The organism is Streptomyces sp. NPDC096339 (genome assembly GCF_044762985.1).
Classification (GTDB): domain Bacteria; phylum Actinomycetota; class Actinomycetes; order Streptomycetales; family Streptomycetaceae; genus Streptomyces.
In genome coordinates this window covers 89228-115620 of record NZ_JBIWFI010000026.1, presented here as the reverse complement: position 1 = coordinate 115620, position 26393 = coordinate 89228, and the positions used below count along the sequence as shown (strand labels likewise).

Annotated in this window: 28 protein-coding genes, 1 tRNA gene and 1 pseudogene; 25 read left to right on the top strand and 5 right to left on the bottom strand. The window is 73.3% G+C overall.

Translation table 11 applies throughout. The features are described 5' to 3' along the window. The 18 genes and pseudogenes from ACIQ5Y_RS27865 to ACIQ5Y_RS27780 all read left to right on the top strand — a co-directional run. A pseudogene (locus ACIQ5Y_RS27865) lies at positions 1 to 95 on the top strand (acyl-CoA carboxylase subunit epsilon); the annotation flags it as partial. 167 nt (positions 96 to 262) lie between these two features. Continuing rightward, entirely contained in the window at positions 263 to 1240 is a 978-nt protein-coding gene (locus ACIQ5Y_RS27860; RefSeq protein ID WP_403886104.1) for a hypothetical protein, read from the top strand. Between the two features lie 238 nt (positions 1241 to 1478). Further along, a complete protein-coding gene (locus ACIQ5Y_RS27855; protein WP_403886101.1) occupies positions 1479 to 3278 on the top strand; it encodes an ATP-binding protein in 1800 nt (599 codons plus the stop codon). Positions 3279 to 3337: 59 nt separating this feature from the next. Beyond that, on the top strand, positions 3338 to 3772 hold the full coding sequence (locus tag ACIQ5Y_RS27850; RefSeq protein WP_403886116.1) for a roadblock/LC7 domain-containing protein: 435 nt from the start codon (positions 3338 to 3340) through the stop codon (positions 3770 to 3772). An 80-nt stretch (positions 3773 to 3852) separates the two neighbouring features. Further along, a complete protein-coding gene (locus ACIQ5Y_RS27845; protein ID WP_403886098.1) occupies positions 3853 to 4242 on the top strand; it encodes a DUF742 domain-containing protein in 390 nt (129 codons plus the stop codon). Beyond that, positions 4220 to 4822: a GTP-binding protein gene (locus ACIQ5Y_RS27840; protein WP_403886095.1), complete on the top strand. Its 603-nt coding sequence runs from the start codon at positions 4220 to 4222 to the stop codon at positions 4820 to 4822. Before ACIQ5Y_RS27845 ends, ACIQ5Y_RS27840 begins: the two co-directional genes overlap by 23 nt. Continuing rightward, positions 4819 to 5364, top strand: coding sequence for a GAF domain-containing protein (locus ACIQ5Y_RS27835; RefSeq protein ID WP_403886092.1), 546 nt, complete (start codon positions 4819 to 4821; stop codon positions 5362 to 5364). Before ACIQ5Y_RS27840 ends, ACIQ5Y_RS27835 begins: the two co-directional genes overlap by 4 nt. An 83-nt stretch (positions 5365 to 5447) precedes the next feature. Next, positions 5448 to 5813, top strand: a complete 366-nt coding sequence (locus tag ACIQ5Y_RS27830) for an MmcQ/YjbR family DNA-binding protein (protein ID WP_403886089.1) — start codon at positions 5448 to 5450, stop codon at positions 5811 to 5813. Between the two features lie 94 nt (positions 5814 to 5907). Next, positions 5908 to 5981 (top strand) — tRNA-Pro (locus ACIQ5Y_RS27825). A 142-nt stretch (positions 5982 to 6123) separates the two neighbouring features. Further along, positions 6124 to 6468 carry a hypothetical protein gene (locus ACIQ5Y_RS27820; protein WP_403886086.1) on the top strand — a complete coding sequence of 115 codons (345 nt, stop codon included), beginning with the start codon at positions 6124 to 6126 and terminating at the stop codon, positions 6466 to 6468. A 137-nt stretch (positions 6469 to 6605) separates the two neighbouring features. Beyond that, positions 6606 to 6878, top strand: coding sequence for a hypothetical protein (locus ACIQ5Y_RS27815; protein WP_403886083.1), 273 nt, complete (start codon positions 6606 to 6608; stop codon positions 6876 to 6878). Between the two features lie 63 nt (positions 6879 to 6941). Beyond that, positions 6942 to 7217: a hypothetical protein gene (locus tag ACIQ5Y_RS27810; protein ID WP_403886080.1), complete on the top strand. Its 276-nt coding sequence runs from the start codon at positions 6942 to 6944 to the stop codon at positions 7215 to 7217. A 133-nt stretch (positions 7218 to 7350) separates the two neighbouring features. Further along, complete coding sequence (locus ACIQ5Y_RS27805; protein ID WP_403886077.1) at positions 7351 to 7557, top strand: hypothetical protein; 207 nt, start codon at positions 7351 to 7353, stop codon at positions 7555 to 7557. Between the two features lie 254 nt (positions 7558 to 7811). Beyond that, on the top strand, positions 7812 to 9287 hold the full coding sequence (locus ACIQ5Y_RS27800; protein WP_403886074.1) for a sialidase family protein: 1476 nt from the start codon (positions 7812 to 7814) through the stop codon (positions 9285 to 9287). A gap of 143 nt (positions 9288 to 9430) precedes the next feature. Beyond that, positions 9431 to 11062: a M12 family metallo-peptidase gene (locus ACIQ5Y_RS27795; RefSeq protein ID WP_403886071.1), complete on the top strand. Its 1632-nt coding sequence runs from the start codon at positions 9431 to 9433 to the stop codon at positions 11060 to 11062. Between the two features lie 25 nt (positions 11063 to 11087). Continuing rightward, positions 11088 to 11222 (top strand): hypothetical protein, encoded by a 135-nt coding sequence (locus ACIQ5Y_RS27790; protein ID WP_403886068.1) that lies wholly within the window; start codon positions 11088 to 11090, stop codon positions 11220 to 11222. Positions 11223 to 11426: 204 nt separating this feature from the next. Further along, complete coding sequence (locus tag ACIQ5Y_RS27785; protein ID WP_403886065.1) at positions 11427 to 12074, top strand: molybdopterin-dependent oxidoreductase; 648 nt, start codon at positions 11427 to 11429, stop codon at positions 12072 to 12074. Positions 12075 to 12099: 25 nt separating this feature from the next. Further along, positions 12100 to 13323 (top strand): Dyp-type peroxidase, encoded by a 1224-nt coding sequence (locus tag ACIQ5Y_RS27780; RefSeq protein ID WP_403886062.1) that lies wholly within the window; start codon positions 12100 to 12102, stop codon positions 13321 to 13323. Positions 13324 to 13355: 32 nt separating this feature from the next. Here ACIQ5Y_RS27780 and ACIQ5Y_RS27775 read toward each other — a convergent pair whose 3' ends face one another. From ACIQ5Y_RS27775 to ACIQ5Y_RS27760, 4 genes are all read right to left on the bottom strand, one after another. Then, entirely contained in the window at positions 13356 to 14066 is a 711-nt protein-coding gene (locus ACIQ5Y_RS27775) for a M24 family metallopeptidase (RefSeq protein ID WP_403886059.1), read from the bottom strand. 41 nt (positions 14067 to 14107) lie between these two features. After that, positions 14108 to 15322, bottom strand: coding sequence for a methyltransferase domain-containing protein (locus ACIQ5Y_RS27770; protein WP_403886057.1), 1215 nt, complete (start codon positions 15320 to 15322; stop codon positions 14108 to 14110). Between the two features lie 117 nt (positions 15323 to 15439). Continuing rightward, complete coding sequence (locus ACIQ5Y_RS27765) at positions 15440 to 16498, bottom strand: NUDIX domain-containing protein (RefSeq protein ID WP_403886054.1); 1059 nt, start codon at positions 16496 to 16498, stop codon at positions 15440 to 15442. A gap of 117 nt (positions 16499 to 16615) precedes the next feature. Beyond that, positions 16616 to 17239, bottom strand: a complete 624-nt coding sequence (locus ACIQ5Y_RS27760; RefSeq protein WP_403886051.1) for a LysE/ArgO family amino acid transporter — start codon at positions 17237 to 17239, stop codon at positions 16616 to 16618. 69 nt (positions 17240 to 17308) lie between these two features. On the opposite strand from ACIQ5Y_RS27760, the gene ACIQ5Y_RS27755 reads away from it, so the two are divergent. The 7 genes from ACIQ5Y_RS27755 to ACIQ5Y_RS27725 all read left to right on the top strand — a co-directional run bounded on the left by ACIQ5Y_RS27755 (position 17309) and on the right by ACIQ5Y_RS27725 (position 24878). Beyond that, a complete protein-coding gene (locus ACIQ5Y_RS27755) occupies positions 17309 to 18226 on the top strand; it encodes a LysR family transcriptional regulator ArgP (protein ID WP_403886113.1) in 918 nt (305 codons plus the stop codon). Between the two features lie 10 nt (positions 18227 to 18236). After that, positions 18237 to 18629, top strand: coding sequence for a molybdopterin-binding protein (locus ACIQ5Y_RS27750; protein WP_403886048.1), 393 nt, complete (start codon positions 18237 to 18239; stop codon positions 18627 to 18629). Positions 18630 to 19310: 681 nt separating this feature from the next. Next, positions 19311 to 20393 (top strand): magnesium/cobalt transporter CorA, encoded by a 1083-nt coding sequence (gene corA, locus ACIQ5Y_RS27745; RefSeq protein WP_403886045.1) that lies wholly within the window; start codon positions 19311 to 19313, stop codon positions 20391 to 20393. 90 nt (positions 20394 to 20483) lie between these two features. Continuing rightward, positions 20484 to 21086, top strand: coding sequence for a GNAT family N-acetyltransferase (locus ACIQ5Y_RS27740; protein WP_403886042.1), 603 nt, complete (start codon positions 20484 to 20486; stop codon positions 21084 to 21086). A 69-nt stretch (positions 21087 to 21155) separates the two neighbouring features. Further along, positions 21156 to 22001 carry a chitosanase gene (locus ACIQ5Y_RS27735; RefSeq protein WP_403886039.1) on the top strand — a complete coding sequence of 282 codons (846 nt, stop codon included), beginning with the start codon at positions 21156 to 21158 and terminating at the stop codon, positions 21999 to 22001. Positions 22002 to 22099: 98 nt separating this feature from the next. Beyond that, on the top strand, positions 22100 to 22459 hold the full coding sequence (locus ACIQ5Y_RS27730; protein WP_403886036.1) for a DUF805 domain-containing protein: 360 nt from the start codon (positions 22100 to 22102) through the stop codon (positions 22457 to 22459). Between the two features lie 199 nt (positions 22460 to 22658). Further along, the gene (locus ACIQ5Y_RS27725; RefSeq protein ID WP_403886033.1) at positions 22659 to 24878 is read left to right on the top strand and encodes an NADP-dependent isocitrate dehydrogenase; all 2220 of its coding nucleotides are present in this window, start codon (positions 22659 to 22661) and stop codon (positions 24876 to 24878) included. A 54-nt stretch (positions 24879 to 24932) separates the two neighbouring features. On the opposite strand, the gene ACIQ5Y_RS27720 is transcribed toward ACIQ5Y_RS27725, so the two are convergent. Next, complete coding sequence (locus tag ACIQ5Y_RS27720) at positions 24933 to 25868, bottom strand: formylglycine-generating enzyme family protein (protein ID WP_403886030.1); 936 nt, start codon at positions 25866 to 25868, stop codon at positions 24933 to 24935. Between the last annotated feature and the right edge of the window lie 525 nt (positions 25869 to 26393).

The window sequence follows — 26393 nt, the reverse complement described above, 5'->3', positions numbered from 1 at the left end:
CCCCCGAGACCGCCGCCACCCCCCGCTCCCAGGCCGGCTGGCGCCGCCTGGAACGCACCCCGGGCTTCCGCGCCCCGCACAGCTGGCAGGGCTGACGCCTCCGGGTCAGCCGAGCGGGCGGAGGGGGCGCAGCGGCCCCGCCCCCTCCGCGGACCGGTCCGGAATGCGCAACCGGCCCCGCCGGGGCGCCGTTCTGCGGCACGATGGGCCGGCCGCGGCCCGCACCGGCGCGGCGGGGTCGGGGACACCGAGGGGGCTCGGAATGTGGCAGGCCGTTGTAGGGGGTGGGCCCTGGGCCCTGCCGGTGGTGTGCTGCGCCTACCTGGCCATCGTGTTCATCACCAGCAGGGGACTCATAGCCGCCCCCCGCTACCGACAGCTCCAGACCTGCATACGCGACACCCGTGCCCGTGCCTCGGTCCTCGGGGCGGCGGCCCCCGACGACGGCGCCCGCGCCGCGGAGATCGCGGCGATCACCTCACGCCTCGACGACCTGGAAACCAACGGCACGGTGGCGTCGCGGCTCCTGCCCACCTCCTGGACCATCGCGATCCCGCTGTCCAAACTGGCCGCCGCCCGGCGCGCCCTGCACAGCGCCGAGCGCGGGTTGCTGCACCTGCAGAGCCCGGAGGAGAACTCCGCCCGGCTCCGCGCGCTCAGGATCCGCCTCGCCGCCTCCCCGCACCCCGGCGACGCACAGCTCGCCGCCGACCTCGCCGCACCGGCGGCCGGCAGTCCCGAAGCCGGGGCCCTGCTGATCGCCGCCACCGAGCACCTCCACGAGCGGGAGGACACCGAGGCCGAGCAGGAGTACGAGCAGCAGCGCACCGCCCTGTGGCTGGCGGCCACCGGCCTCGGAGTGATCCTCCTGATCGGCCTCACCTTCGACCACCGGCTGACCCTCACGCTCGGCGCGCTCGGTGGCTTCCTGTCCCCGGTGGTCAGCGTGATGCGCTCCCAGCGCCCGGCCTCCTGGGGCGTCCTGGTCCTCGCCCCGGTCGGCGGCGCGCTCGCCGCGGTCGCCGGTCTCCTCCTCGTACGCATGCTCGCCGACCCGGAGCTCAACGTCCTCGGGCACGTCTTCCTCGACAACTCCTGGGACGCGCCCGACCGGCCCATCGCCCTCGCCATCGCCCTGCTCTTCGGCTTCTCCGGCACGCTGTTCTCCCGGCTCGCGCTGACCGCCACCGGACAGTTCGTCTCCGCTCCCGGGGCCCCGACCACCGGGCAGCAGCCGTAGGCCACGCCGGCGGTCCTCGCCGGCCGGCGGGGCGTCGGGCACTCCGGGGCGCCGCCCCGGAGCGTGCCCTGCGTATTCGGGCTGCCGTACGAGCGCTCCACCGGGAGCGGGAAGCACCCCCGCGAAGTTCCCCAACTGGCGCTCAGGGGCGTGACGGTGCGGTCTAGCGTGGGTATCCGGTGATCAACACCGGGCCCCGGGAACGCCGGTGGCCGGGCCCCACGTACCGAGGACACAGATGTCCGGACCCCGCGCAGCCCGCCACGCCCCGTCGAGACACGCCGCCACCGGTCCCGGCCGGCAGACGGGGCCCCAGCTGATCCGCGCCGCCGTCCTGCCCACGCTCGCCGCCGCGCTGAGCGGGGCCGCCGCGGTGATCTTCACGCTGCAGCTCGGCGGGGGAGCGGGGGAGCGGGACGCCCGGCTGTGGCCCGTGCTCACCGGCTGCGCCCTGCTGGTGCTCGGCGCCCTCGCCGCGGCGCTGCTCGGGGCCCAGCGCGCCGCCAAGGGCGTCCGTGACCGGTGCGAGGCGCTGCGCCGCTCCAGCGTGCGAGGCCGCCAGGAGCTGCGCACCACGGCCGAGCGGCTGGAGCGGGGCGAAAGCGCGCCGCGTCCGCTGCGCGGTGGCGGTGGAGGCGCGGCCGGGCCGGGCCCCGGCGCGGACCCGGCGGGCATCGACGAGTTCTGGCTGCTCTCCCAGGAGCTGCGCGGCGCCCGGGAGCACGCGCACACGACCCTCGTACGACTGGCCGGACCGGTGGCGCCGTCCGACAGCGACCGCAAGGTCGAGGTCTTCGTCAACCTCGCGCGTCGCCTCCAGTCCCTCGTGCACCGGGAGATCTCGCTGCTGGACGACCTGGAGGACACGGTCGAGGATCCGGACCTGCTCAAGGAGCTCTTCCACGTCGACCACCTCGCCACCCGCATCCGCCGCCACGCCGAGAACCTGGCCGTGCTCGGCGGCGCCGCCTCCCGCCGCCAGTGGACACGACCCATCGACCTGAGCGAGGTGCTGCGCTCCTCCGTGGCGGAGGTCGAGCAGTACACCCGGGTCAAGGTGGTGCCCCCGGCGGGCGGCAGCGTACGCGGCCACGCCGTCGCGGACGTGGTGCACCTGCTGGCCGAACTGGTGGAGAACGCCACGGTGTTCTCCGCGCCCGACACCGACGTGGTGGTGCGGGCGGAGCGGGTCACCGCCGGGATCGCGGTCGAGGTGGAGGACCGAGGGCTCGGCATGCCGGCGGAGGAGCAGCACCGGATGAACGCGCTGCTCGGCGACCCCGACCAGATCAGCGTCCGGCACCTGCTCGCCGACGGGCGGATCGGCCTGTACGTGGTCTCGGCGCTGGCCCGCCGGCACGGCATCGCGGTCGAGCTGAAGTCGAACATCTACGGCGGCGTGCTCGCGGTGCTGGTACTCCCGAAGGAACTCCTGGGCGCCCCCGACGCGGCCCCGCTGCCCCACCTGGAACCGGCCCGGGTCCCCACCCCGCCCCAGCGGCCATCGGCCTCCCCGCACCCCGCCCGTGCCCCCGGCCTGAGCGCCGCCAATGCCTCCGCCACCGGCCCCCTCGCGACCCCTGCCCCCGGCGCCGCCCGCGGAGAGGTCCTCGGCGCCGGCCTCGACCTGGGTTCCGGCCCCGGTGCCGGCCCCGGTGCCGGCCCGGGCGGTGCGCCCGCAGGCGGGGCCGTGGTACCCGCGCCCCGTGCGGAGTCCACGGCGGGCCCGGCGCACCGGGGCGGGCCCCGGGGCGCCGGCGCGTCCACGACAACGGGGGCCGCCGGGGCCGACGCCCAGGCCGCGCCCCCGCCGCTGCCGGTGCGGAGGACCGGGGTGGCGGGGGAGGCCGCCGCAGGCGGGACCGGGCGGCCCGAGCTGCCCAGGCGGCGGGCCCAGCAGCATCTCGCGCCGCAGCTCCGCGAGGCCCCCGCGCCCCGGCCGGCGGCCGACGACGCCGAGCGGCCCGTCCACGACCCCGGCCTGATGGCCGCCTTCCAGCGGGGCTTCGGCCTCGCGCAGTCGGAGAACCAGGCATGACCCCGATCAGCCCGATCACCCCGATCCACACCCCTCACATCGGCAAGGAGCACACCCCCATGGGCGGCGAAGTGGCGACCAAGACCGGCAGTCGGCTCTCGGACCTCGACTGGCTGCTCAGCGGCCTGGTGCAGCGCGTCCCGTACACGCGCAGTGCCGTACTGCTCACCGCCGACGGGCTCGTGACCTGCGTACACGGCCTGGACGCGGACAGCGCCGACCACCTGGCGGCCCTCGCCTCCGGGCTGTACTCGCTCGGCCGCAGCGCCGGCGCCCGCTTCGGCGACGGAGCCGAGGTACGGCAGGTCGTGGTCGAACTCGACACCGCGCTCGTCTTCGTCTCGGCGGCCGGCTCGGGCACCTGCCTGGCCGTACTCGCCGACCGCGAGGCCGACGCCGGCGTACTCGGCTACGAGATGGCGATGCTGGTCAAGAGCGTACGACCGTACCTGGCGGCCCCGCCGCGTCGGCCCGCAGCCGACCCGGAGCGATGAGGGCCCGGGCGAGGGGGGCGTACGGAAACGGAACGTCGTACCGGGACACACCGTGGCTCGACGACTCGGCGGGCCGGGTGATGCGCCCGTACACCGCCAGCGGCGGCCGCACCCGGCCGGGCGTGGCGCTCGACCTGCTCTCCCTGGTGACCGCGACCGGCGTGCGGCCCCGCGTCCCACTCGGGGCCGAGCACACCCTCGCGCTGCGGACCTGCGCCCGCGCCGGGGCCGGCACGGTCACGGTCGCCGAGGTGGCCGGGCAGCTGCGGCTGCCCGCGGCCGTGGTGAAGGTGCTGCTGGCCGACCTGATGGAACACGGGGCCGTGGTGGCGCAGGCCCCCCGCTTCCCCGGCCCCGGCACGGGTGCCCGCGCCGGGGCCGGGACCGGCGCAGACCCCTTCGGCGCGTTCGCCGCCGCCGACCAGAACCTGCTCAGGGCGGTGCTCGATGGCCTACGCGCACGACTGTGACACCGCGGCCCGGGCGGCCGTCCCCGCGACCCTGAAGATCCTGGTCGCGGGCGGGTTCGGCGCGGGCAAGACCACCTTCGTGCGCGCGGTGAGCGAGATCGAGCCGCTGAGCACCGAGGAGCTGCTGAGCGACCTCGGCTCGGCCGACGACCCGCTGGACGGCGTCGAGGCCAAGTCCACCACCACCGTCGCACTCGACTTCGGCCGGATCACCCTGGACGAGGGCCACGTCCTCTACCTGTTCGGCACGCCCGGCCAGCACCGCTTCTGGTTCCTGTGGGAGGAGTTGTGCGCGGGCGCGCTCGGGGCGGTGGTGCTCGCCGACACCCGGCGGCTCGCCGACTGCTTCCCCGCCGTGGACTTCTTCGAGCGGCGCGGGATCACCTTCGTCCTCGCCGTGAACGAGTTCGACGGGGCCCTCCGCTACACGCCCGACGAGGTGCGCGAAGCGGCGGGACTCGGGCCCGGAGTGCCCGTCGTCCGGTGCGACGCGCGCCTGACCGGTTCCGGGACGGGCGCGCTCGCCGCCCTCGTCCGCCATCTGCTGTGCCTGACCGACGAGCCGGGGGGACCGCCATGACGTACTACGAATCGACCGGACACCTGCTGCTGACTCCCGTGGACCGGGAGGCGCCCGCCCGCACCGTCCGGCTGCGCGAGCTGGGCCTGGGGGACCGGACCGACACCGAACTGGACGCCTTCGCGCGCCGCGTGGCCGACGCGCTCGAAGCACCGTACGCGGGGGTCAACTTCATCGGCGAGGAACGGCAGTTCTTCGCCGGACTGCACCACGCGGCCGATGCCCCGGCGAGCGGATACCCGGCCCGGGTCCTGCCCCGCGAGCACGGCTACTGCCCGCACGTGGTCGTACGCAGGCGGGCGCTGGTGCTGGAGGACGTACGCGATTTCGCGCGCTTCGCGGGCAACGCGGTCGTGGACGAGAGCGGGGTGCGCTCGTACGTGGGCGCGCCGCTCACGGACCGGCGCGGGATCGTCCTGGGCACGGTGTGCGCGGTGGACGTGGTCCCGCGGCGGTGGGGCACGGAGGGCCTGGCCACGGTGAAGGCCCTGGCCGCAGAGCTGGTGGGACTGCTGCACGAGAGGGAGGACCGGGGCGCGTGAACCCGAGCGGGACGCGACTGTCAGTGGCGGGCCCTAGGGTCGTGGGACGAGGGTTCGCCGGTGGCTGGAGAGGAGCCGCGACGATGGCCACAACCGCGCGGGACGTCCGCATGATCGCGCTGTCGCTCCCGGACAGCAGCGAAAAGCTCGCCTGGGGCATGCCGACCTTCCGGGTCGGCGGGAAGATCTTCGTGTCCCTGGCCGACGACGACACCTCGATCGGGGTGAAGTGCCCGAAGGAGGACCGGGCCGAGCTGATCGCCGCGGAGCCGGAGAAGTTCTTCGTGCGCGAGGGCCACGACGACAACTACGCCTGGCTCCGGGTCCGCCTCGCGGCGGTGCGGGACGTGGAGGAGCTGCGGGCCATCCTGACCGACTCCTGGCTCCAGGCGGCCCCCAAACGGCTGGCCGCGGCCCACCCGGAACTGGGCGCCGAAGACACCGCCTGACCGGGAGGGCGGAAAGGTGCGCGCGACGACCCCGTGAAGTGCGGTATTGTTCTCCTGCGCCTGCAAACGGGGGAAACCCCAGGTCAGCAGGCATCGGGACGTGGCGCAGCTTGGTAGCGCACTTGACTGGGGGTCAAGGGGTCGCAGGTTCAAATCCTGTCGTCCCGACTCGAAAGAGTCGCAGACAAGGGGCCGTTTCGGAGTGATCCGAAACGGCCCCTTGGTCTTTTCGGGCTGGTCGGGGACCGGCCCCTCACGTTCTGGCAGGGCCCGGTCGGCCCCACCCCGTCCGGCCCGTCGCCCCCCTCTCGTGGCATCCCGTACGCAGGTCACCGACACCGTCGGGCTGTGGGTCGACGACCACGGGAGGGCGGCCTCCGCCCCGGCCTCCGCCGGCGAGATCACGCTGAACGCGGCGGGAGCCCGAGCCGGTGTCCGCGCGGCCGTCGCCGTGTGCGCCGGGGCCGCCGTGTTCGTACGCCTCCGCCGGGTCGAGGCAGTCCCGCTGCCGCCGACGGTCCGTCAGGTCCTGGCCATCGACCCGGTCTTGTGGCGGGCGGGCCGGACCCCGTCGCTCCGACCGGTCCCGGCACGCCCCTGCGCCGGGCCCTGCGGCGCCGCGGCGGGACCGTTCGCCCCCGGCGCTCCCGCCTGACCGCCCGGCCCGGTGCGCAGGACGGGAGGGGAAGAGGGTGGGACGCTGGAGTGAGGGGCCCGCGACTGGAGGTCCGACTGCGCCCCGTTCGTACGGGACCGGGACCGCGCGACCGACCCGGAAGGCAGGTGCGTCCCATGCGCACGTCGACCCGTATCGCCGGTGCCCTCACCGGCCTGACCCTCGCCCTCGGCGGCACGGCCCTCATCGCGCCGGCCGCCCACGCGGACGTCACGGCCTGCATCAACCAGGTCGAGCGCGAGCTACGGGGCGGGGAGGCCCCGGACTACGTCCGTATGGCGTGCTACGTCGGCCTGACCGGCGACGACGCGCAGTGCGTGTCCGGCCTGACCGCCGGTGGTGTGACCAACGGGACGGCGGTGAGTGCCTGCCGGGTGGCCCCCGACTAGCCGCCGACGCGAGTCGAGTCCGGTTTCCGTACCCAGTGGACGTCCGGAGAGCAGGTGACTCCCATGCGCAGTCAGATCCGTACGGTCGGTGTCCTCACCGCACTGGCCCTCGGCTTGGGCGGTGCGGTCCTCGCCGCACCCACGGTCCGGGCGGACATCCCCGCCTGCACACAGATGGCCACGCAGGCCGGTGCGACCGACACCGATGCCGTCTCGGCGGCCTGCAGCCGCGGCGTGGTCGGCGACCTGCAGAGTTGCGTCAGCGGGCTGTCCGGTGCCGGAGTGGCGGGCGGCGCCGCGACCGGTGCCTGCCGGGCGGCGGCGTACGAACCGCGTTAGAGGGCCGCGCCCGTACCCGGCCCCGCCTCGCGGGGCCCGCGCGGAGCGCCCATGCTGAGTACGAGGGCGCCGTCGTCCTGAGACTTGTCCTTCCCGAGGGCCGAACGAAGGCGCCCGAGAGGAGGAGGAAGTCATGCGCACGCGAAGGATCCTGGGCCTCGCCCTGGCCGCGGCAACCCTTGCCGGTATGAGCGCCGTCGGCGCCGTCAATGCCCAGGCCGCCTCGTCCCCGAACATCAGCAGGGACGACTGCACGGCCGCCGGCGGACAGGTCGTGGCACAGCCTTACGCCGGCTACAGCTGCAAGCTGCCCGACGGGACCTCGCAGCCGATCACTTGATCGGCCGGGCCCATGCCCCATGACCAATCACCAATGACCAGTGGTCAATAGCCGATAACGGATGGACGATTCGGAGCCGACCGGCATGCAGGACCCGCCGGTCGGCTCCGCCGTGCCCGTCGACGGCCTCCGGGACGACTCCGTCGTTCGGCCCATCAAGGGCACCGGCCACCACGCCGAAAAGGATCAAGCGGAGTCGCCCCACACCCCCCACCTTCCGTCACTCCTCCGCGCCGGCCCGGAGGAGATCCCGCATGCGCGTCCTCGCGCCCCTGACCGCCGTCACCACCGCCGCGTTCCTGGCCGTCACGCTGACCGGCGCGGCACCCGCCGCCGCGGACCGCGACCCCGGCGGCACACCACCACTGGTCAAGGTGTCCGACGGCGACCCGTACGCGGAATGCACCATCGGCGCGAGGTCCCCTGACAGCGTCGTCTACCCGGGCACCGAGGTCGAGCCGTACCTGTCCGTCGATCCGCGCGACCCCAAGCGCGTGGTCACCGTGTTCCAGCAGGACCGCTGGAGCGACGGCGGCGCCCGGGGACTCGCGGCCTCCTGGTCCACTGACGGCCACACCTTCCACGGGAGCACACTGCCGTTCAGCCTGTGCGCCCCCGGCGGCGCGGACTTCGAACGGGCCTCCGACCCCTGGGTGAGCACCGGACCGGACGGCACCGTCTACGCGAGCGGCGAGGGCGTCGACTTCACGAAGAGCACGCGCAGTGGCCTGCTGACCGTCACCTCCCGCGACGGCGGCCGTACCTGGCGGAACCTCACCACCACCCACGTCGACGAAGAGCCGTTCTTCAACGACAAGCCCTCGCTCACCGCCGACCCGGTCCGCGAGGGCACCGCCTACCAGGTCTGGAACCGCCTCGACAACGACCCACTCGGCCCCGGCTCCCTCGACGGTCCCGGCTACATCTCCCTCACCCGCGACGGCGGCCGCACCTGGAGCAGGGCCAGGCAGTTCGTCGACACCAGCGCCGTGCCCAACACCCAGACCATCGGCCATCTGATCGTCGTCGACCGGCGCACCGGCACGCTGTACGACTTCTTCGACACGATCACCTACTCCGACGACCTGAGCACGGTCGTCGAGGCCCACTACGCGGTGGTCACCTCGACCGACGCCGGAGAGACCTGGAGCGCCCCGGTCACCGTGGCCCGGGACACCTCCGTACCGGAGGTCGACCCGAACGACCCCACGAAACCGCTGCGCGCCGCGTCCACCCTGCCCAGTCCGGCCGTCGACCCGAAGACGGGCACGCTGTACATGGCCTACGAGGGCTCGGACTTCTCGGGCGGCGCCTTCGACTCCGTCCAGCTCGTGCGCTCCACCGACGGCGGACGCACCTGGGGGACCCCCGAACTGATCAGCCCGGAGGGCGTGCCGGCCTTCTCGCCGTCGATCGCGGTCGACGAGCGGGGCACGGTCGCGCTCACCTACTACGACCTGCGCTTCCTCAAGCCGGGCGACACCACCACCCTCCCCACCGCCTACCAACTGGCCACGCTGCCGCACGGAGACCCGGAACTCCTGGCCGAACGACGCATCTCGCGGGTCTTCGACTGGCTGCAGGCGCCCTTCGCGGGGGGCTACTTCCTCGGCGACTACCAAGGCCTGGTGGCGGACGGCAAGGGGGTAAGGGCGGTGCTCACCGAGACCCACTCCGACGCGCCCCGCAACCGTACGGACGTGTACACCGTCAGTCTCCACACCCGGTGACCGACCCGGACGCCGTCGTCGCCCCTGTATTCGGGTGAACCTCGGCCCCCGGTCGGCCGCGTGGCGACGGCGGAACCGGCGTGGCGTGGACCCCGCCACGGAATACAAGGCGCAAACCCCCCACGGAGAGGCCCACGTCCCTCATGCGCCGTCGTTTCCCCTTCGCCGCCCGCACCGCGGCGACCGCCTTCACCGCCGCCCTGTCACTCGCCATGACCGCACCCGCCGCCTCCGCCGGGCCGGGTGGCGGCGGGGGCGAGCACGAGCCCTGGGTGGTGCGCGCCGCCGCGCAGCACACGGACGCCAAGGCGTTCCGTTCGCTGTGCGGCGAGCGGCACGAGGGCGAACCCGAGCGCCACACCTTCCCGCTGTTCGGGCGGGGCAAGGGCTTCACCGCCGTGGAGGACTTCAAGCGCTTGCAAGCGGACGGCACGGTCTTCTGGAGCGGCCACGACCCGGAGAACGAACAGGACACCATCTCCGTCTCCGTCATCGGGGCCTGCACGAAGGGGCCGGTCACCCTGTCCGGCGTCATCAACGAGGACTTCCGCCAGTACGAGTACGACCCGCTGGCCAAGCGCCCCGGCTGGTACGAGCTGAAGGAGATCGACTCCCTCGCCCTGCCGCCGAGCGGGCGGGGCATCGACACGGTCAGCGTCCCAGGGAAGAAGCCGCACCACCCGCACCACCCACACCACCCGGAGCACCCGCAGTACCCCGGGCTCCCGCAGCCTCCGCAGCCCCCGCAGGCTCCGCAGTACCCGCCCAAGGCCGGTCTGAGGGCCGCCGCCACCCCCAACGCCCCGGCCGCCATCGACGTCGTCGTCGCCTACACCCCGGCCACCGTCGCCACCGTGGGCAGTGTCGACGCGGTCCTGTCGACCATCACCTACGGCGTGAACCAGCTCAACAGGGCCCTCGCCTTCAGCAACGTGCCGGCGAGCGTGCACGTCGTCAACACGTACCAGACCGCGGAAACCAACGTTCCCAACGAGAACGTGAACACGCTGCTGTCCATGATCAGCAACCCCACGAACCTGACGCTCGGCTCCACGGCCGCCGCCCAGCGGCAGCGTTACAGCGCCGACCTGGTCGCGCTGATCGCGGCCGTGCCGTTCAACGACAGCTCCGGGGCGGCGAACCTGCCCGATCCGGTGGCGTCCGCGTCGACCGCCAGTGCCGCGTTCTCGGTCACCAGTCTCGGGTCCGTGAGGGCCTGGGAGAACCTCGGGCACGAGATCGGCCACAACTTCGGCCTCAAGCACGACCGCGCGACGGTCGCGCGCCAGAACGGAACCACCCCCGCGGGCACGTTCAACTACGGCTGGGTCACGCCCAGCGGGCAGCACCGCACGCTCATGGCGTACTCCCAGTCCTGCCCCCAGGCGTGCAGCGTCGTCAACGCGTACTCCAACACCGAGCGCACGTGGAGCGGTGAGGCCCTGGGCAACGCCGACAACAACAACGCCCTCGCCGCGCGCCAGAACGTCGACGCCGTGGCCGCCTACCGCGCCTCCACGGTGACCAACCGCACCTCCCTCACCCTGCTCCACGACCCCGCGGACGGCGGCACGGTCCGGGTCAGCGAGTTCGGTCCGTACGACCCCGGCACCCAGGTCACCGTCACCGCCGTCCCCAACCCCGGCTTCCGGTTCGACGCCTGGTCGGTCGACGGCATCGAGCAGGAGGGGAACAACCCGAGCTACCAGCTCACCATGAACGCGAACCGGACCATCAACGCCCTGTTCGCCCCGATCGAGCCGCCCGCTCAGTGAGGAGCCGGCCCCGCGCGGCGTCCGCGTGACCCCGGTCTCCGCGGGCGTCGCCACCCGTCCGCCGTGGACCGACCCGGACGGCTTCGGCGGCAGGGTGGCCGCCGCGTTCGTGGTCGGCCACGGCGACCTCCTCGACGGGGGGACCCTCAAGGCCGGCTGACCGGATGTGGATTCCGACCAGGGTCGGGCGGAGGGCTCGGAGAATCGGCAGAACCTTCGGGCGGTGATTGGCAAATGCGGTTTGTTCGATATCTTTACCCTGCATTTGCCAGCCGGGTTGGGTGATTGTGATCGCAGGCGCGGCCAATCTTCCGGGGTGCGCCGTTTCATCGGAGACCGCCCGGCCCCAGAGAGGAGTCCCGTCGTGATCCGTCGTGCATCGCCCGCCGTGGCCGCCGTGGCAGCCGTCGCAGCCGTCCTGATGGTGGCCGGCTGCGGTGGCGGCACCCCCGGCAAGGCCGCGGGTTCGCCGGCGCCGGCTTCGTCGGCCGCGGGCACCCCCGGTTCCCCGGCCGCGGCGCCCCCGGCGCCGGCCCTGAAGCCGGGCGAGGTGCGGGTCGCGGGCCAGGTGGACAAGCCGTACACCGTGACGCTCGCCTCGCTGCGCGCGCTGCCACAGGCCTCGGTGGAGGTGGAGTACACCAGCTCCAAAGGGCAGCAGAAGCACACCTACCAAGGTGTCCCGCTGCACGACGTGCTCAAGGACGCGCAGCCGCGGTTCGACGCCGCGAAGAAGAACGGCCGGCTGCGCGGGGTGGTCGCGGCGACCGGCGGCGGCGACTACCGGGCCGTGTTCGCCTGGGCGGAACTCGACCCCGACTTCGCCAAGTCGCAGATCCTGCTGGCCGTTTCGGAGGACGGCAAGCCCTTCGACGACGCGGCGGGGCCCCGGCTCGTGGTCCCGCAGGACACCAAGGGCGGCCGGTACGTCTCCGAACTGAACCAGCTGTGGGTCGGCACCGTGGACGCCACCGTCGACGGCGCCGGCGGGGTCCCCGGTGCCGGGAGCTGAGCCCGGGCCGGCCACGGGTGCGGAGGTGGCCGCCGGTCGTGCTCCGGCCGGCCGGCGGCGCGTCTCCCGGCGGGCGCTGCTCGGTGCGGGCGGCCTCGCGGCGCTCGCCGGAGCCGGAGCAGGAGCGGGTGCCGCCACGGTCGCGGCCTTGGGCAGCGGGGACGAGGGCCCGGCCCCGGCGGTCGTCCCGTTCCACGGCCCCCATCAGGCGGGGATACTCACGGCGCGCCAGAGCCACGTCCGGCTGGCCGCCTTCGACCTCGGGGCCCGCACGGACCGGGGCCGGGCCGCGGCGCTCCTGCGGCGCTGGACGTCCGCCGCGGAACACCTCGCACGGGGCGAGGCCGTACCGCCCGGGCTCGAACCGCCGGGCTCCCGGTCCGTCGAGACCGGGGTCCTGGCCGACAGCTCCCCGGCCCGGCTCACCCTCACCTTCGGCCTCGGCCCGAACTTCTTCGACCGGACGGGCCTGGCCGCCGCCCGGCCCGAGGCCCTCACCCCCTTGCCCGCCTTCCCCGAGGACCAGCTCGATCCCGCCCGCGGCGACGGCGACCTCCTCGTCCAGCTCGGCGCCGACGACCCCTTCGTCACCACCCACGTCCTGCGCGTGCTGCAGCGCCTGGCCCACGGCGAGGCGAAGCTGCGCTGGACCATGACCGGGTTCACGGCCGCCGACGGGCGGCGCAACCTGATGGGACAGGTCGACGGGACCAACAACCCCGATCCGGCCCGCGCCCTGCTGGACGGGCCGGGCGTCCCCACGTGGCTCGCGGGCGGCTCGTACGTCGTGATCCGGCGCATCCGGATGCTCCTCGACCACTGGGACGGCCTTCCGCTGCCGCACCGGGAACAGGCCCTGGGCCGCCGGGCGTCCGACGGGGCCCCGCTGACCGGAGGCGCCGAGCGCACCCCCGTCGACCTCGCCGCCGTCCGCCCCGACGGCGTTCCGGTCATCGCGACCAACGCCCACGTCCGGCTCGCCGCCCCCGCCTCCAACAGCGGCGCCACCATGGTCCGGCGCAGCTGGTCGTACCACGACGGGCCGCGCGGCGACGGCACTCCGGACGCGGGCCTGCTCTTCCTCGCCTGGCAGCCGGACCCGCGCACCGGCTTCGTCCCCGTGCAGAACCGGCTCTCGCGCGGTGACGCGCTGTCCCGGTACCTCGTCCACGAGGCCTCGGCGCTGTTCGCCGTACCCGGGGGCGTCCGGCCGGGCGAGTACGTGGCCCAGGCCCTCCTGGAGGGATGAGGCCGGGGCCGCCCCCGCGTGGGCCGGTCCGCTCAGATCAGGGCGAGTAGCTGCTTGAACGAGCCGCCGAACCCGCGGTGTTCGTCGACCAGGTGGACCTCCAGGAGCCAGTGCGCCTGCCACCCTCCCTGAACGGTGCGGCGCAGCGGCCGGCCGTTGTCCGGACCGATGTACGCCTCGGCCCGCGCGCCGCGGGGATGCGGAGCGGGCACCTCTCCCACGAGGTGCCCGGCCTGCCAACCGCCCAGTGACCAGCCCGCCTTGGCGGCGAGCGCCTGAAGCACCTCGTGGAGTTCCCGGCCGCTGATGCCGGCGTCCGCCTGGTACGCCTCGCGTGCGGCGGCGAACACCTTCGGCAGGTCCTCGTGGAGCCGCAGCCGGTCCGGGTCGTCGCCCAGGACCAGGGTGCGGGCGAAATCGGTGCCGTGGCCGCCCAGGAGGAGCGGGCCGAAGCGGGCTATGACCATGTCGTCCACGTCGATGACCCGGTCCGCGCGGGGCTCCTGCCCGCACGGGAGCAGCGTGTGCCGGCCCGAGCGCACGAGACGCCCCGGCCACGGAGCCCCCGCCACGGACGACTCCCGGTGCAGGGCCCCGATCCGGTCGGTCACCTCGTACTCGCTGCGCCCGGGAGCGATCAGACCGCGGGCGGTGATCCCGGCGAACAGCGCCTCGGCCGTCCGCTGGGCCTCCACCAGCCCGAGGGCGCGCAGCCGTTCGTCCATCCGGTCGGGTGCTGCCATCGCGCCTTCCTCTCCCTCGTGTGTCGTCCTACCGGATCGCGCTACCGGGTCGCGCTACCGGGTCGCGCGCGGCTCCGCAATGTGGCGTGGGCGATGAAGGAGTGCGCGCCGTCCTCGTACTCGGTCAGCCGCCAGCCGGCGGCGTGCAGGGCGGGTCGGAGGTTCGGCTCCGCCAGGAGGTCGTCCGGGCTCGGCAACAGGCCGTGCCGGGCGGCCCGTTCGGCACGGCCCGACGGGTGGAACAGGAGCAGCTCCCCGTCGGCCGCGCTGATGCGCGCCCATTCCCGCAGGGCCGCGTGGGGCGCCGGGAGGTGGTCGAGCAGTCCCGCGGAGAAGATCCCGTGCACCGAGGCCGTGGCCAGGGGCAGCCGTGTGCAGTCGGCGGTGAGGAGGCCGCCGTGGCGGGTCCGCCCGTGGCGGGCCGCCGCGACCAGCATCGCGTGCGTGACGTCGATGCCGAGGACGCTCCCCGTCGGGCCGACCCGGGCCCGCAGGGCAGGCATGGCCCGTCCGGTACCGCATCCGAGGTCGACGGCGCGCAGCCCCGGCCCCAGCCGCATCCGGGCGACGGCCGCCTCGTACGAGGGGGTCTGGTGGGCGAAGCGCTCCTCCCAGGCATCGGCCCGCCGGGTGAAGAAGGTTCGGGTGGCGGTGCGTTCGGCGCGAGCCGCGACCAGTGCCGCGAAACGCCCCAGTACTCGCTCCTGCCAGGCGCCGGGGCGGAACCGGACCCCCCACGCGCTGCCGCCGACGCGGAACGCCCGCACCGGGTGCCGGTCGCACGAAGCCAGGACCACCGCCCCGTGGGGCAGCCGCAGGGCGGCCAAGGGGGAGTGCGGAACCCGCTGCCGCCCGGCGGCGCCCGCGAACAGGGCGTCGGAAGCGGCGGCGGGGGTCACGCCCACCTCGTCCCACCCGGTCCCGTCCTCGGCGCCGGGCGCGGCGGAGCCTCCGGCGGCCACCGCCAGCAGCTCCGCGCCCTCGCGGACGCCGAGTACGGGAACCTCGGCGGCCAGCGCCGCCCGCAGGAGCTTCAGCTCGGCGGCGCGTCCGTCGGCGTCCTCGTCGGCGGCGCCGATGAGGACCAGGCCGTCGACGCCGGTGAGGTCGCCGGGGACGCAGGAGCCGTCGGAGGCCAGGACCGCCTGCGTGGCCAGTCCCTCCGCGGCGAACGCGGCCTCGATCTCCGCTGCCGCTGTGGCCTCGGCCCCGGAGAGGCCTTCTCCTTGTGCGTGCCGCACGATGAAGACCGCCATCGCTGCCCCCTCGGACTCGAGCCACCAGGCTCGTTTGAGCCGCGTCTGCGTAAGAGTGCATCGAATCTTGCCGCATATGCCAGGCCTGGTCAGTGATTGAGACGGCAGGCGCGGGGTTCAGTCCACCGGCCGGCCCGCGTGGAGTTCCAGAGGGCCCGTGTGCGTGGTGCGGGCCGTGAGGGAGGCTTCGATCTGGCGGCGCAGGGCGCCCTTGACCAGGTCGCGGAGTTCCGCCGGGGGCACGGTCCGCCACGCGAGGAGTTCGACGGGGTCCAGCCGGATCCGGGCGAGGGTCGGGGCGTCGAGGACTCCGCCGTCGTAGAGGAAGCGGACGCGGGCCGGGCGGCCCGGTTTGTGGGACCAGTTCACGGCGAGCAGGCGGCCGGGCGGGAGGTCGAGGCCGAGCTCCTCCTGGACCTCCCGGCGGGCGGCGGCGCGGGGGGTTTCGCCCAGGTCGCTGTCGATGCCGCCGCCGGGGAGGTGCCAGCGGCGGGTGCTTCCGTACGCGGGGCGGACCAGCAGGATCCGGTCCTCGGCATCGGTGAAGAGCACGCTCGCCGCGGTGAGGGCCTTGGGGCGGTTTGCCCGGTGGCTGGCGGGGTCGAGGGCGCCCGCGTGCCCCAGGGCGGCCCGGCGGGCCGGGTCCAGGCCGGCCGGGGAGCCGGGCTGGGGCACCCCGTCCACGAGGTGGGCGAAGGAGCCCGCGTGCAGGGCGGCCAGGCCGGCGCGCAGCCGGGGTGCGATGCGCGCCGGGAGGACCTCGCAGGCCTCCTCGGGCGGCAGCCAGCGGGCCTCGGTGATCTCGCCGTCGGGGAAGGAGAGCGCCGAGGCCTGCTCGGTGGTCAGCGGTCCCACGAGGTGTACGTGCACGATCAGGGAGCGGCCGAGCGCCCCCGGCGGCCGGGAGTCCACGGCCAGCAGCCGCCCGACGGGGGCGTGCAGGTCCAGCTCCTCCACCAGCTCCCGGGCCAGGCCCTGTTCAGGGGTCTCGGTGTCCTCGACGGTGCCGCCGGGGAGTTCGAGATCGGGCTTGTAGGAAGTGGTCAGTACGAGGACCCGCCCGCGGGTGTCGAGGACGATCCCGGTCGCGGCCACGAGCGGGGCCGGCTGGGCGGCGTAGTACGCGCGCACCTCGTCGGGGGAGGGGCGTTCGGGCACGGCGGGCTCCAGCTCCACGGGGTCGGTCCACCGCACTATGCCACGGGGGGTACCGGTGGCCGGCGGGCCCGCGCCGGACGCCACGCGCCTGCCATGCGGGCGTCGACCGGCCGTCGGCCCGGCGCCATGCGGCCGTCAGGCGCGGGCCAGGAGCAGGCCGCCCATGGTGACCATCGTCGCGGCGACGAGGCCGTCCAGGACCCGCCAGGCCGAAGGGCGGGAGAGCAGGCCGCTGAGCAGCCGGGCCCCGTACCCCAGGGTGGAGAACCAGGTCAGGCTGGCCAGGCCCGCCCCGATGCCGAAGGCCCAGCGCAGGTCGCCGCGGTCGGCGGCCAGGGAGCCGAGCAGCAGGACGGTGTCCAGGTAGACGTGCGGGTTGAGCCAGGTCATGGCCAGGCAGGTCAGTACGGCGGCCCGCCGGCCGGAAGCGGCGGAGCCCTCCGAGGTGAGCGCGGCGCCCGGGGCGGGGCGCAGGACGCGGCGGGCCGCGAGGACCCCGTAGCAGATCAGGAACCCGCCGCCGGCGATCCCGACGGCGGTCAGGGCTGCCGGCCAGGCGGTGACGAAGGCGCCCACCCCGGCGACGCCGAGGGCGATGAGGACCGCGTCGGAGACGGCGCAGATGGCGACCACGGCGAGGACCGCGTGGCGGCGCGCGCCCTGGCGGAGGACGAAGGCGTTCTGCGCGCCGATGGCGACGATGAGGGAGAGGCCGGTGCCGAAACCGGCGAGTGCCGCCGTGATGATGCCGTGTGTCATGCCCTTGACGGTAGGCAGCGGGTTTCGTTCAGTACAGCTAAAGATTTTTACGTACCATTAGCGCTCGTGATGGAAGAGCTTCCCCTGGACCAGGTGCGGACCCTGCTCGCCGTGGTCGACGAGGGCACCTTCGACGCCGCGGCGGCGGCCCTGCACGTGACGCCCTCGGCGGTGAGCCAGCGGGTCAAGGCGCTGGAGCAGCGGACCGGGCGGGTGCTGCTGATGCGCACGAAGCCGGTGCGGGCGACCGCGTCCGGGGAGGTGGTCGTCCGCTTCGCCCGCCAGCTGGCCCGCCTGGAGCGCGACGCGCGGGCCGAGCTGGGCCTGGCCGACGGAACGGGCCCGGTGCGACTGCCGATCGCGGTGAACGCGGACTCGCTGGCGACCTGGTTCCTGCTGGCGCTGACGCGGCTGCCGCAGGACCCGCCGGTCTGCGTCGAGCTGCACCGCGAGGACGAGGCGCACACGACGGAACTCCTGCGGGAGGGGCAGGTGATGGCCGCCGTGACCTCCTCGCCCGATCCGGTGGCGGGGTGCGCCTCGCGGCTGCTGGGGCTGGCGCGGTACCTGCCGGTGGCGAGTCCGGGCTTCGTGGCCCGGCACCTGACGGGGGCGCCGGAGCGGGACCTGCCGCTGGCGCCGACCATCGTGTTCGACCGCAAGGACGAGCTCCAGGACGTGTTCGTGCGCGAGCTGACGGGCGACCCGGCGGCCGCCGCGGGGGTGGTGCGGCACTACATCCCGACCTCGGAGGGGTTCCGCGACGCGGTGGTCGCCGGGCTGGGCTGGGGGCTGGTGCCGGAGCAGCAGTCGGGGCCGCTGGTGCGGGCGGGGGAGCTGGTGCTGCTGGCGCCGCGCCGGCCGATGGACGTACCGCTTTACTGGCAGCAGTGGAAGCTGGACTCGCCGGCGCTGTCGGCGGTGGCCGAGGTGGTCGCGGCGGCGGCCGGCGAGGCCCTGCGTCGTCCGCCTGCCGGCGGGTCGTAGGCTGCGGGTCATGGAGTCCTACACGATCGGTCAGGCGGCACGGCTGCTTGGCGTCAGCGTCGACACGGCGCGGCGCTGGGCGGATGCGGAACGGTTTCCCACCCGCAGGGAAGGCACACGGCGGATGGTGGACGGGCCGGACCTGGCCGCGTTCTGCGTGGAGGCCGCGCAGGAGGGCGCCGATGGCGAGGAGGCCCCGTACACCTCGGTGCGCAACTCCTTCCCCGGCATCGTCACCGGCGTGAAGCTGGGGTCGGTCACCGCGCAGGTGGAGATCCAGGCGGGCCCGCACCGCATCGTGTCGCTGCTGACGCGGGAGGCGGTGGAGGAGCTCGGGCTGGAGGTGGGCGCGCGGGCCACGGCGCGGGTGAAGTCGACGAGCGTGTTCGTCGACCGCACCTGACCCGGCGGGCGGCGCGTGACGGCCTCCGGCCCAGCCACACCATCCACCCCGCCCGGCGTCCCTCCAGCCTCGCCGGCGTTTGAGGCGCGGGGGTCTGGGGGCGGAGCCCCCGGGGCTTTCAGCCCGTCCGGCGTTTGAGCCCTGGGCACATCCAGCCTCGCCGGCGTTTGAGGCGCGGGGTCCGGGCAATTCCAGCCTCGCCGGCGTTTGAGGCGCGGGGTCCGGGGCGGAGCCCCGGGGAACGGTGGAAGGGCGGGTAGGGGACTGCTCCGCGCAGCGGCACCCCCGGGGCGGCCCGCACGTGAGGGGCCGTCGGGGCCGGGCGCGCGGCGGGGCACCTCCTCGGGCGTCGAACGTGACGAGGTACCGGCAAGCAGAACGGGGTTGCGTTCGACGCCCTGCGGGGGCGCCCCACCGCACACCCGACCCCGACGGCGCGGGGGGTGCCCCACCCACGGGGGCGCCCCACCGCACACCCGACCCCGACAGCGCGGGGGGTGCCCCACCCACGGGGGCGCCCCACCGAACACCCGACCCCGCCGGCGCGGGGGTGGCACACGGGCCGGCTCGCCGGGAGCGCACGGGTCTCCGTGCCGCCAGGGCGGTGGTCCGGGCCGGAGGCCGGGCCGCGGCGGTGGCAGACTGGCCGGTGATCCGCCGAAGGGGAGTAAGACCTTGTCCATGTTCAGCAACCTGCGCCGGGCCGTGCGCCGCGGCTACCGGCGGGCGGTCGACCTCAGCCACCCCGCCCGCTCCCCGCTCGGCAGCGCCGTCGTCAACTGCGTGGTCTACCAGGACGGCGTACGGCAGGACGGCTGCGCGGAGGCCGAGGAGGCGCTGCGCCGGGTCCGCAAGACGGGCGAGGGCTTCGTCTGGATCGGCCTGCACGAGCCCTCGCAGGAGGAACTGGCCGGGCTCGCCCAACTCTTCGGCCTGCACCCGCTCGCCGTCGGGGACGCGGTCAACGCGCACCAGCGCCCCAAGATCGAGCGCTACGACGACACCCTCTTCGCCGTCTTCAAGACCGTGCGCTACGTCGAGCACGAGGAGCTGACCGCGACCAGCGAGGTGGTGGAGACCGGCGAGCTGATGGCCTTCACCGGCCAGGACTTCGTCATCACCATCCGGCACGGCGGCCGCGGCACCCTCGGCCCGGTCCGCGAGGCCCTGGAGGCCGACCCGGAACAGCTGGCCAAGGGCCCGGCGACGGTCCTGCACGCCATGGCCGACCATGTGGTCGACGACTACGTGGCCGTCACGGACGCCGTGCAGAACGACATCGACGCCGTGGAGACCGCGGTGTTCAGCGAGCACGGGGGCCGCGGCGACGCCGGCCGCATCTACCAGCTCAAGCGCGAACTCCTGGAGCTGCGGCGGGCGGTGGGTCCGCTGAGCCGGCCGCTCCAGCAGCTGGCCACGCAGCCGATACCGGTCATCCCGCCGGAGATCCGCGCCTACTTCCGCGACGTCGCCGACCACCTGACCCGGGCCACCGAGCAGATCGGCGCCTACGACAACCTGCTCGACTCCATCCTCCAGGCGCACCTCGCGCAGGTGACCGTCGCCCAGAACGAGGACATGCGCAAGATCACCGCATGGGCGGCGATCGTCGCCGTCCCGACGATGGTCTGCGGGGTCTACGGCATGAACTTCGACCACATGCCCGAACTGCACTGGACCTACGGATACCCGGTCGTGATCGGCGTCATGGCGGTCGCCTGCATCGTCATCCACCGGGGTTTCCGCCGCAACGGCTGGCTCTGACGCCCCGCCCGAAACCCGGATGTGTCCGGCCGGTGCCGCCGGTTAGGGTCCGCCTGTCATCGATGATCACAGGGAACGGGCGGGTCGGACATGCGGCAGACATCGGGGGAGTCCCACGGCGGAGCGCTGGTCGGTGAGCGCGTACGGCTGGAGCCGCTCGGGCGCCGGCACCACGACGGGCTGTGCGAGGCGATCCGGGACGGGAAGCTCTGGGAGCTCCCCGTGACGATGGTCCCGCACCCGCGGGAGGTGCCCGCCTTCATCGACGACGCGTTGGCGGCGCGTGAGGAGGGCACCCAGATCGCGTACGCGACGGTGGACCTCGCGACCGGCCGGATCGCAGGGTCCACCCGGCTGATGGTGATCAACACCCGGTTCCGGCGACTGGAGATCGGCTTCACCTTCCTCGGCGCGTCCTGGCAGGGCACGGGGCTGAACACCGAGGCCAAACTCCTCATGCTCACCCACGCCTTCGAGGCGATGGACATGAACCGGGTCGAAATCCTCACCGACGTGCGCAACGGCCGGTCCAGGGCGGCGATCGAGCGGCTCGGCGCGACGCACGAGGGGGTGCTGCGCCACCACATGCCGATGCGGGACGGATGGATCCGCGACACCGCCGTCTACAGCGTAATCCGCCCGGAATGGCCGGAGGTGAAGCGGGCGCTGGCCGCCCGGGTGCAGAGGTCTTGAGAAGCCGAGAAGGCTGGTAGTAAAGTTTCCTAACCAACCGGGAAGCCTCAACTACCCCACGGAGGCCTTGTGTTCACCCCCCACCGCAAGACGCTGGTGGTCGGCGCACTGCTCGGCAGTGCGCTGATCGCCTTACCGGTCACCGCCCACGCCACCGCCCCGGCCACCCCCACGGCAACCCTCGCGGCCCCCGCCGCGTCGGCGGCGATCGGGCTCGACGATCCGGCGAAGAAGGAGATCGCCATGAAGATCGTCTCCAGCGCGGAGAACTCCTCGCTGGACTGGCGGGCGCAGTACAAGTACATAGAGGACATAGACGACGGCCGCGGCTACACGGCCGGGATCATCGGTTTCTGCTCCGGCACCGGCGACATGCTCGACCTCGTCGAGTACTACACCCAGGTCAAACCGGACAACGTCCTCGCCAAGTACCTGCCCGCGCTGCGCAGGGTCGACGGCACCGACTCGCACGCCGGTCTGGACCCGAACTTCACCAAGGACTGGGCCAAGGCCGCCCAGGACGCCGAGTTCAAGAAGGCCCAGGACCACGAGCGCGACCGGGTCTACTTCAACCCGTCCGTCAAGCAGGGCAAGGCCGACGGGCTCGGCGTGCTCGGGCAGTTCATCTACTACGACGCCATCGTGATGCACGGGGACGGCGGCGACCCCACCGGCTTCCGCAACATCCGCAAGCGCGCTCTGGCCAAGGCCAAGCCCCCGTCGCAGGGCGGCGACGAGACCAAGTACCTGAACGCCTTCCTCGACGCCCGGGTCTGGGCGATGAAGCAGGAGGAGGCGCACAGCGACACCAGCCGCGTCGACACGGCCCAGCGGGTGTTCCTCAAGAAGGGCAACCTGAACCTGAACACCCCCCTCGACTGGAAGGTCTACGGCGACTCCTTCCACATCGGCTGACGAGGGAAGAGACCTTGACCGGGCAGTAACATCGGCATAAATTCTGCCCCGGCTTGCTCCAGCAGGACTGGCCCACCACCCGTCCTCTGGGGGGACCCGTGCACTACTACACAGACGTCCTCAAGAAGTACGTCGCCTTCTCCGGCCGTGCGCGACGGCAGGAGGTGTGGATGTTCATCCTGTGCAACTGGCTCGTCGAGGCGGTCGTCCTGACCGTGGACTTCGTGCTCGGGCTGAACTTCATCCTCTACGGGGTGTACACCCTGGCGATCCTCCTGCCCGTCGTCAGCGTCGCGGTGCGCCGCCTGCACGACCAGGGCAAGTCCGGCTGGTGGTACCTGATCAACTGCATCCCGCTCATCGGCTGGATCTGGATGATCGTCCTGATGGCCACCGAGGGTGACCGCGGCACGAACGCGTACGGCGCCAGCCCCAAGGCGGCCTACGCCCACCTGTAGGCGCACCCATGGCCCCGTGCCGTTACCCGAGCGCCGCCTCCGACGGAACCCGTCGGAGGCGGCGCTCTCGCGTGACATGTGCGACACGCCTCATCCGGACCTTGGGGCAGGGGGCTGTCCTGAGCGGCCCGATCACGAGATATCTTGATGTCGAGCAATGTTGCAGACGAGAGACGCAGACTGTGGAGCGGAGCAACCGGTGACTGACTCGACCATCATCTACACGCACACTGACGAGGCCCCTGCCCTCGCGACGTATTCCTTCCTGCCTGTGATCCAGGCCTACGCGTCGACCGCCGGTGTGAATGTCGAGACCCGTGACATCTCCCTGGCCGGTCGCATCATCGCCACCTTCCCCGAGCACCTGGAAGAGGGCCAGCGCATCGCCGACGCCCTCGCCGAGCTCGGCGAGCTGGCGAAGACGCCGGAAGCCAACATCATCAAGCTGCCCAACGTCTCGGCCTCGATCCCGCAGCTGAAGGCCGCGATCGCCGAGCTCCAGGGCCAGGGCTACGCCCTCCCGGACTACCCGGACGACCCGAAGTCGGACGAGGAGCGCGAGATCCGCGCCCGCTACGACAAAATCAAGGGCAGCGCCGTCAACCCGGTCCTGCGCGAGGGCAACTCCGACCGCCGCGCCCCCGGCTCGGTCAAGAACTACGCCAAGACCCACCCGCACCGCATGGGCGCCTGGACCCCCGAGTCCAAGACGAACGTCGCCACCATGGGTCAGAACGACTTCCGCTCCACCGAGAAGTCCGCCGTGATCGCCGAGGCCGGCACCCTGCGCATCGAGTACGTGGACGCCGACGGCGCCACCACCGTGCTGCGCGAGTCCGTACCGGTCCTCGCCGGTGAGGTCGTCGACGCGTCCGTCATGCACGTCGACGCCCTGCGCACCTTCCTCAACGACCAGATCGAGCGTGCCAAGGCCGAGGGCGTCCTGTTCTCCGTGCACCTCAAGGCCACGATGATGAAGGTCTCCGACCCGATCGTCTTCGGCCACGTGGTCCGCGCCTTCCTCCCGAAGACCTTCGCCCGCTACGGCGAGACCCTCGCCGCCGCCGGCCTGTCGCCCAACGACGGCCTCGGCACCATCCTGAACGGCCTGGGCGCCCTGCCCGACGGCGACGCGATCAAGGCCTCCATCGACGCCGAGATCGCCGAGGGCCCGGCCCTCGCGATGGTCGACTCCGACAAGGGCATCACCAACCTGCACGTGCCGTCCGACGTCATCGTCGACGCCTCGATGCCGGCCATGATCCGCACCTCCGGCCACATGTGGGGCCCGGACGGCAACGAGGCCGACACCCTCGCGGTCCTCCCGGACAGCAGCTACGCGGGCGTCTACCAGGCCGTCATCGACGACTGCCGCGCCCACGGCGCGTTCGACCCGTCCACCATGGGCTCGGTGCCGAACGTCGGCCTGATGGCCCAGAAGGCCGAGGAGTACGGCAGCCACGACAAGACCTTCGAGATCGCCGCCGCGGGCACCGTCCGCGTCGTCGACGCCGCGGGCAACGTGGTCATCGAGCAGGAAGTCGCCGCCGGCGACATCTTCCGCGCCTGCCAGACCAAGGACCTGCCGATCCAGGACTGGGTCAAGCTCGCCGTCACCCGCGCCCGCGCCACCGGCGCCCCGGCCGTCTTCTGGCTCGACGAGACCCGCGCCCACGACGCGCAGCTGATCGCCAAGGTCAAGACCTACCTGGCCGACCACGACACCGAGGGCCTGGACATCCGGATCCTCTCCCCGGTCGAGGCCACGAAGTTCTCCCTGGAGCGCATCCGCCGCGGCGAGGACACCATCTCGGTGACCGGCAACGTGCTGCGCGACTACCTGACCGACCTCTTCCCGATCCTGGAGCTGGGCACCAGCGCCAAGATGCTGTCGGTCGTCCCGCTGATGGCGGGCGGCGGCCTCTTCGAGACCGGCGCCGGCGGCTCCGCCCCGAAGCACGTCCAGCAGCTCGTCAAGGAGAACTACCTGCGCTGGGACTCGCTGGGTGAGTTCTTCGCGCTGGCCGCCTCCTTCGAGCACCTCGCCACCACCACCGGCAACGCCGGCGCCCAGGTGCTGGCCGACACCCTGGACCGTGCGACCGGCACCTTCCTCAACGAGGACAAGTCGCCGAGCCGCAAGCTGGGCGGCATCGACAACCGCGGCAGCCACTTCTACCTCGCCCTGTACTGGGCGCAGGAGCTGTCCCGCCAGACCGACGCCCCGAAGCTGGCCGCGGCCTTCGAGCCGCTCGCCAAGACCCTGACCGAGCAGGAGGAGACCATCGTCTCCGAGCTCATCGCGGTGCAGGGCTCCCCGGCGGAGATCGGCGGCTACTACCAGCCCGACGCCGTCAAGGCCGCGGCGATCATGCGTCCGTCCGCGACCTTCAACAAGGCGCTGGCCCTCCTCGGCTAGAGCCAGGCCCGTTCGATCCGCCCCGGTCGGCCCCGTGCCGACCGGGGCGGACCCCTATGCGGGGTCGGCCACCACGCGGAAGCCGATGTTCCCGGCCGAGCTGTCGGGGGTGTTGCGGGTCCGGGCCGCGACCCGGTAACGGTTGCAGTACGAGTCGTGGCACATGTGGGAGCCGCCGCGCATGGCCCGCTCCGGGCCGCCCGAGGGGGAGAAGCGGTCCGCGGACCACTCCCACACGTTGCCGACCACGTTGTACAGCCCGTACCCGTTGGGCCGGAAGGACTTGGCGGGCGCGGTACCCGCGTACCCGTCGGCCCGGGTGTTGTGGACCGGGAAGTCACCGTTCCATATGTTGCACATGTACCGCCCGTCGGGCCGCAGTTCGTCGCCCCACGGGTAGCGCTTCCGCTCCAGCCCGCCGCGCGCGGCGAACTCCCACTCGGGCTCGGTGGGCAGGCGCGTCCCGGACCAGGCGCAGTACGCCTGCGCGTCGTTCCAGGAGACGTGGACCACGGGGTGGTTCTGCCGCGCCGCGAACGAGGAGCCGGGTCCCTCCGGGTGGCGCCAGTCCGCCCCGGACACCCCCCGCCACCACGGGGTGCCGGCCACCGCCGGTGACACGGAGGCGAGTTCCTCGGTGAGGAAGCCCCCGAAGACGAAGCTGAAGCCGAAGGACTCCGCCTCCGTGACATGACCGGTCGCCTTCACGAAGGAGGCGAACTGTGCGTTGGTGACGGTGGTCGGAGCGACACGGAACGCCCCGACCACCGCCTCCCGTACCGGGCCCTCGCCGTCCGCCGCGAACCCGTCCGGGTCTTCCGTCCCCATCAGGAACCTGCCGCCCGCGAGCGGGACGAGATCGCGGACGGCCCGCGCCGCGGCAGGGTCGGCCGCCGCCTTCGCCGCCACCGGGGCGGGCGGCCGCGGGACCAGGGTCAGCAGGTCGGCGGACGGCTCGCGGCCGGGGGTGCAGCAGGGTTTGGGCGGCATGGGGTTCTCCAGGGGGGACGGTCGGATGATCAGGCCGTGCGGTCGGCGGCCAGCGCCGCGGCCAGGGCGGGTATGCCGAGGGCCTGTTCCTGCTGCGGGGTGGCCTGGTACAGCAGGTTCTGCAGCTGGTACGGGTCGCTCGCCAGGTCGTAGTACTCGCGGAAGGTGACCTGCCCCGTGCCGGAGACGGCGCCCGTGGCATCGGTGTGCAGGTCGTAGTACTCCGTGTACTGCTACAAGACGCACAGGCCACCTGGGTCGATCACTCTCGGCGATGTCCCGCCGCCTCTGACCTGGTGAGATGAAGTTTCCTTGAGTTGGCGTGAGTTTCCTTGAGTGAGACATCTGAGTCTCCCCAAGCGCTCCCCACTCCCCAGATTCTCCCCAGGTACCCCCACATGATCAAGGCTCGCGCCCAAGCTTGCCAGGCAGGTAGGCCCGCCCAGCGCGAGCGGCAGCACGCTCGCGCTGGGCTTCGAGCAGCACCACGCAGTCTCGGCAACCCCGTATGTCGAGCTTGCTTCC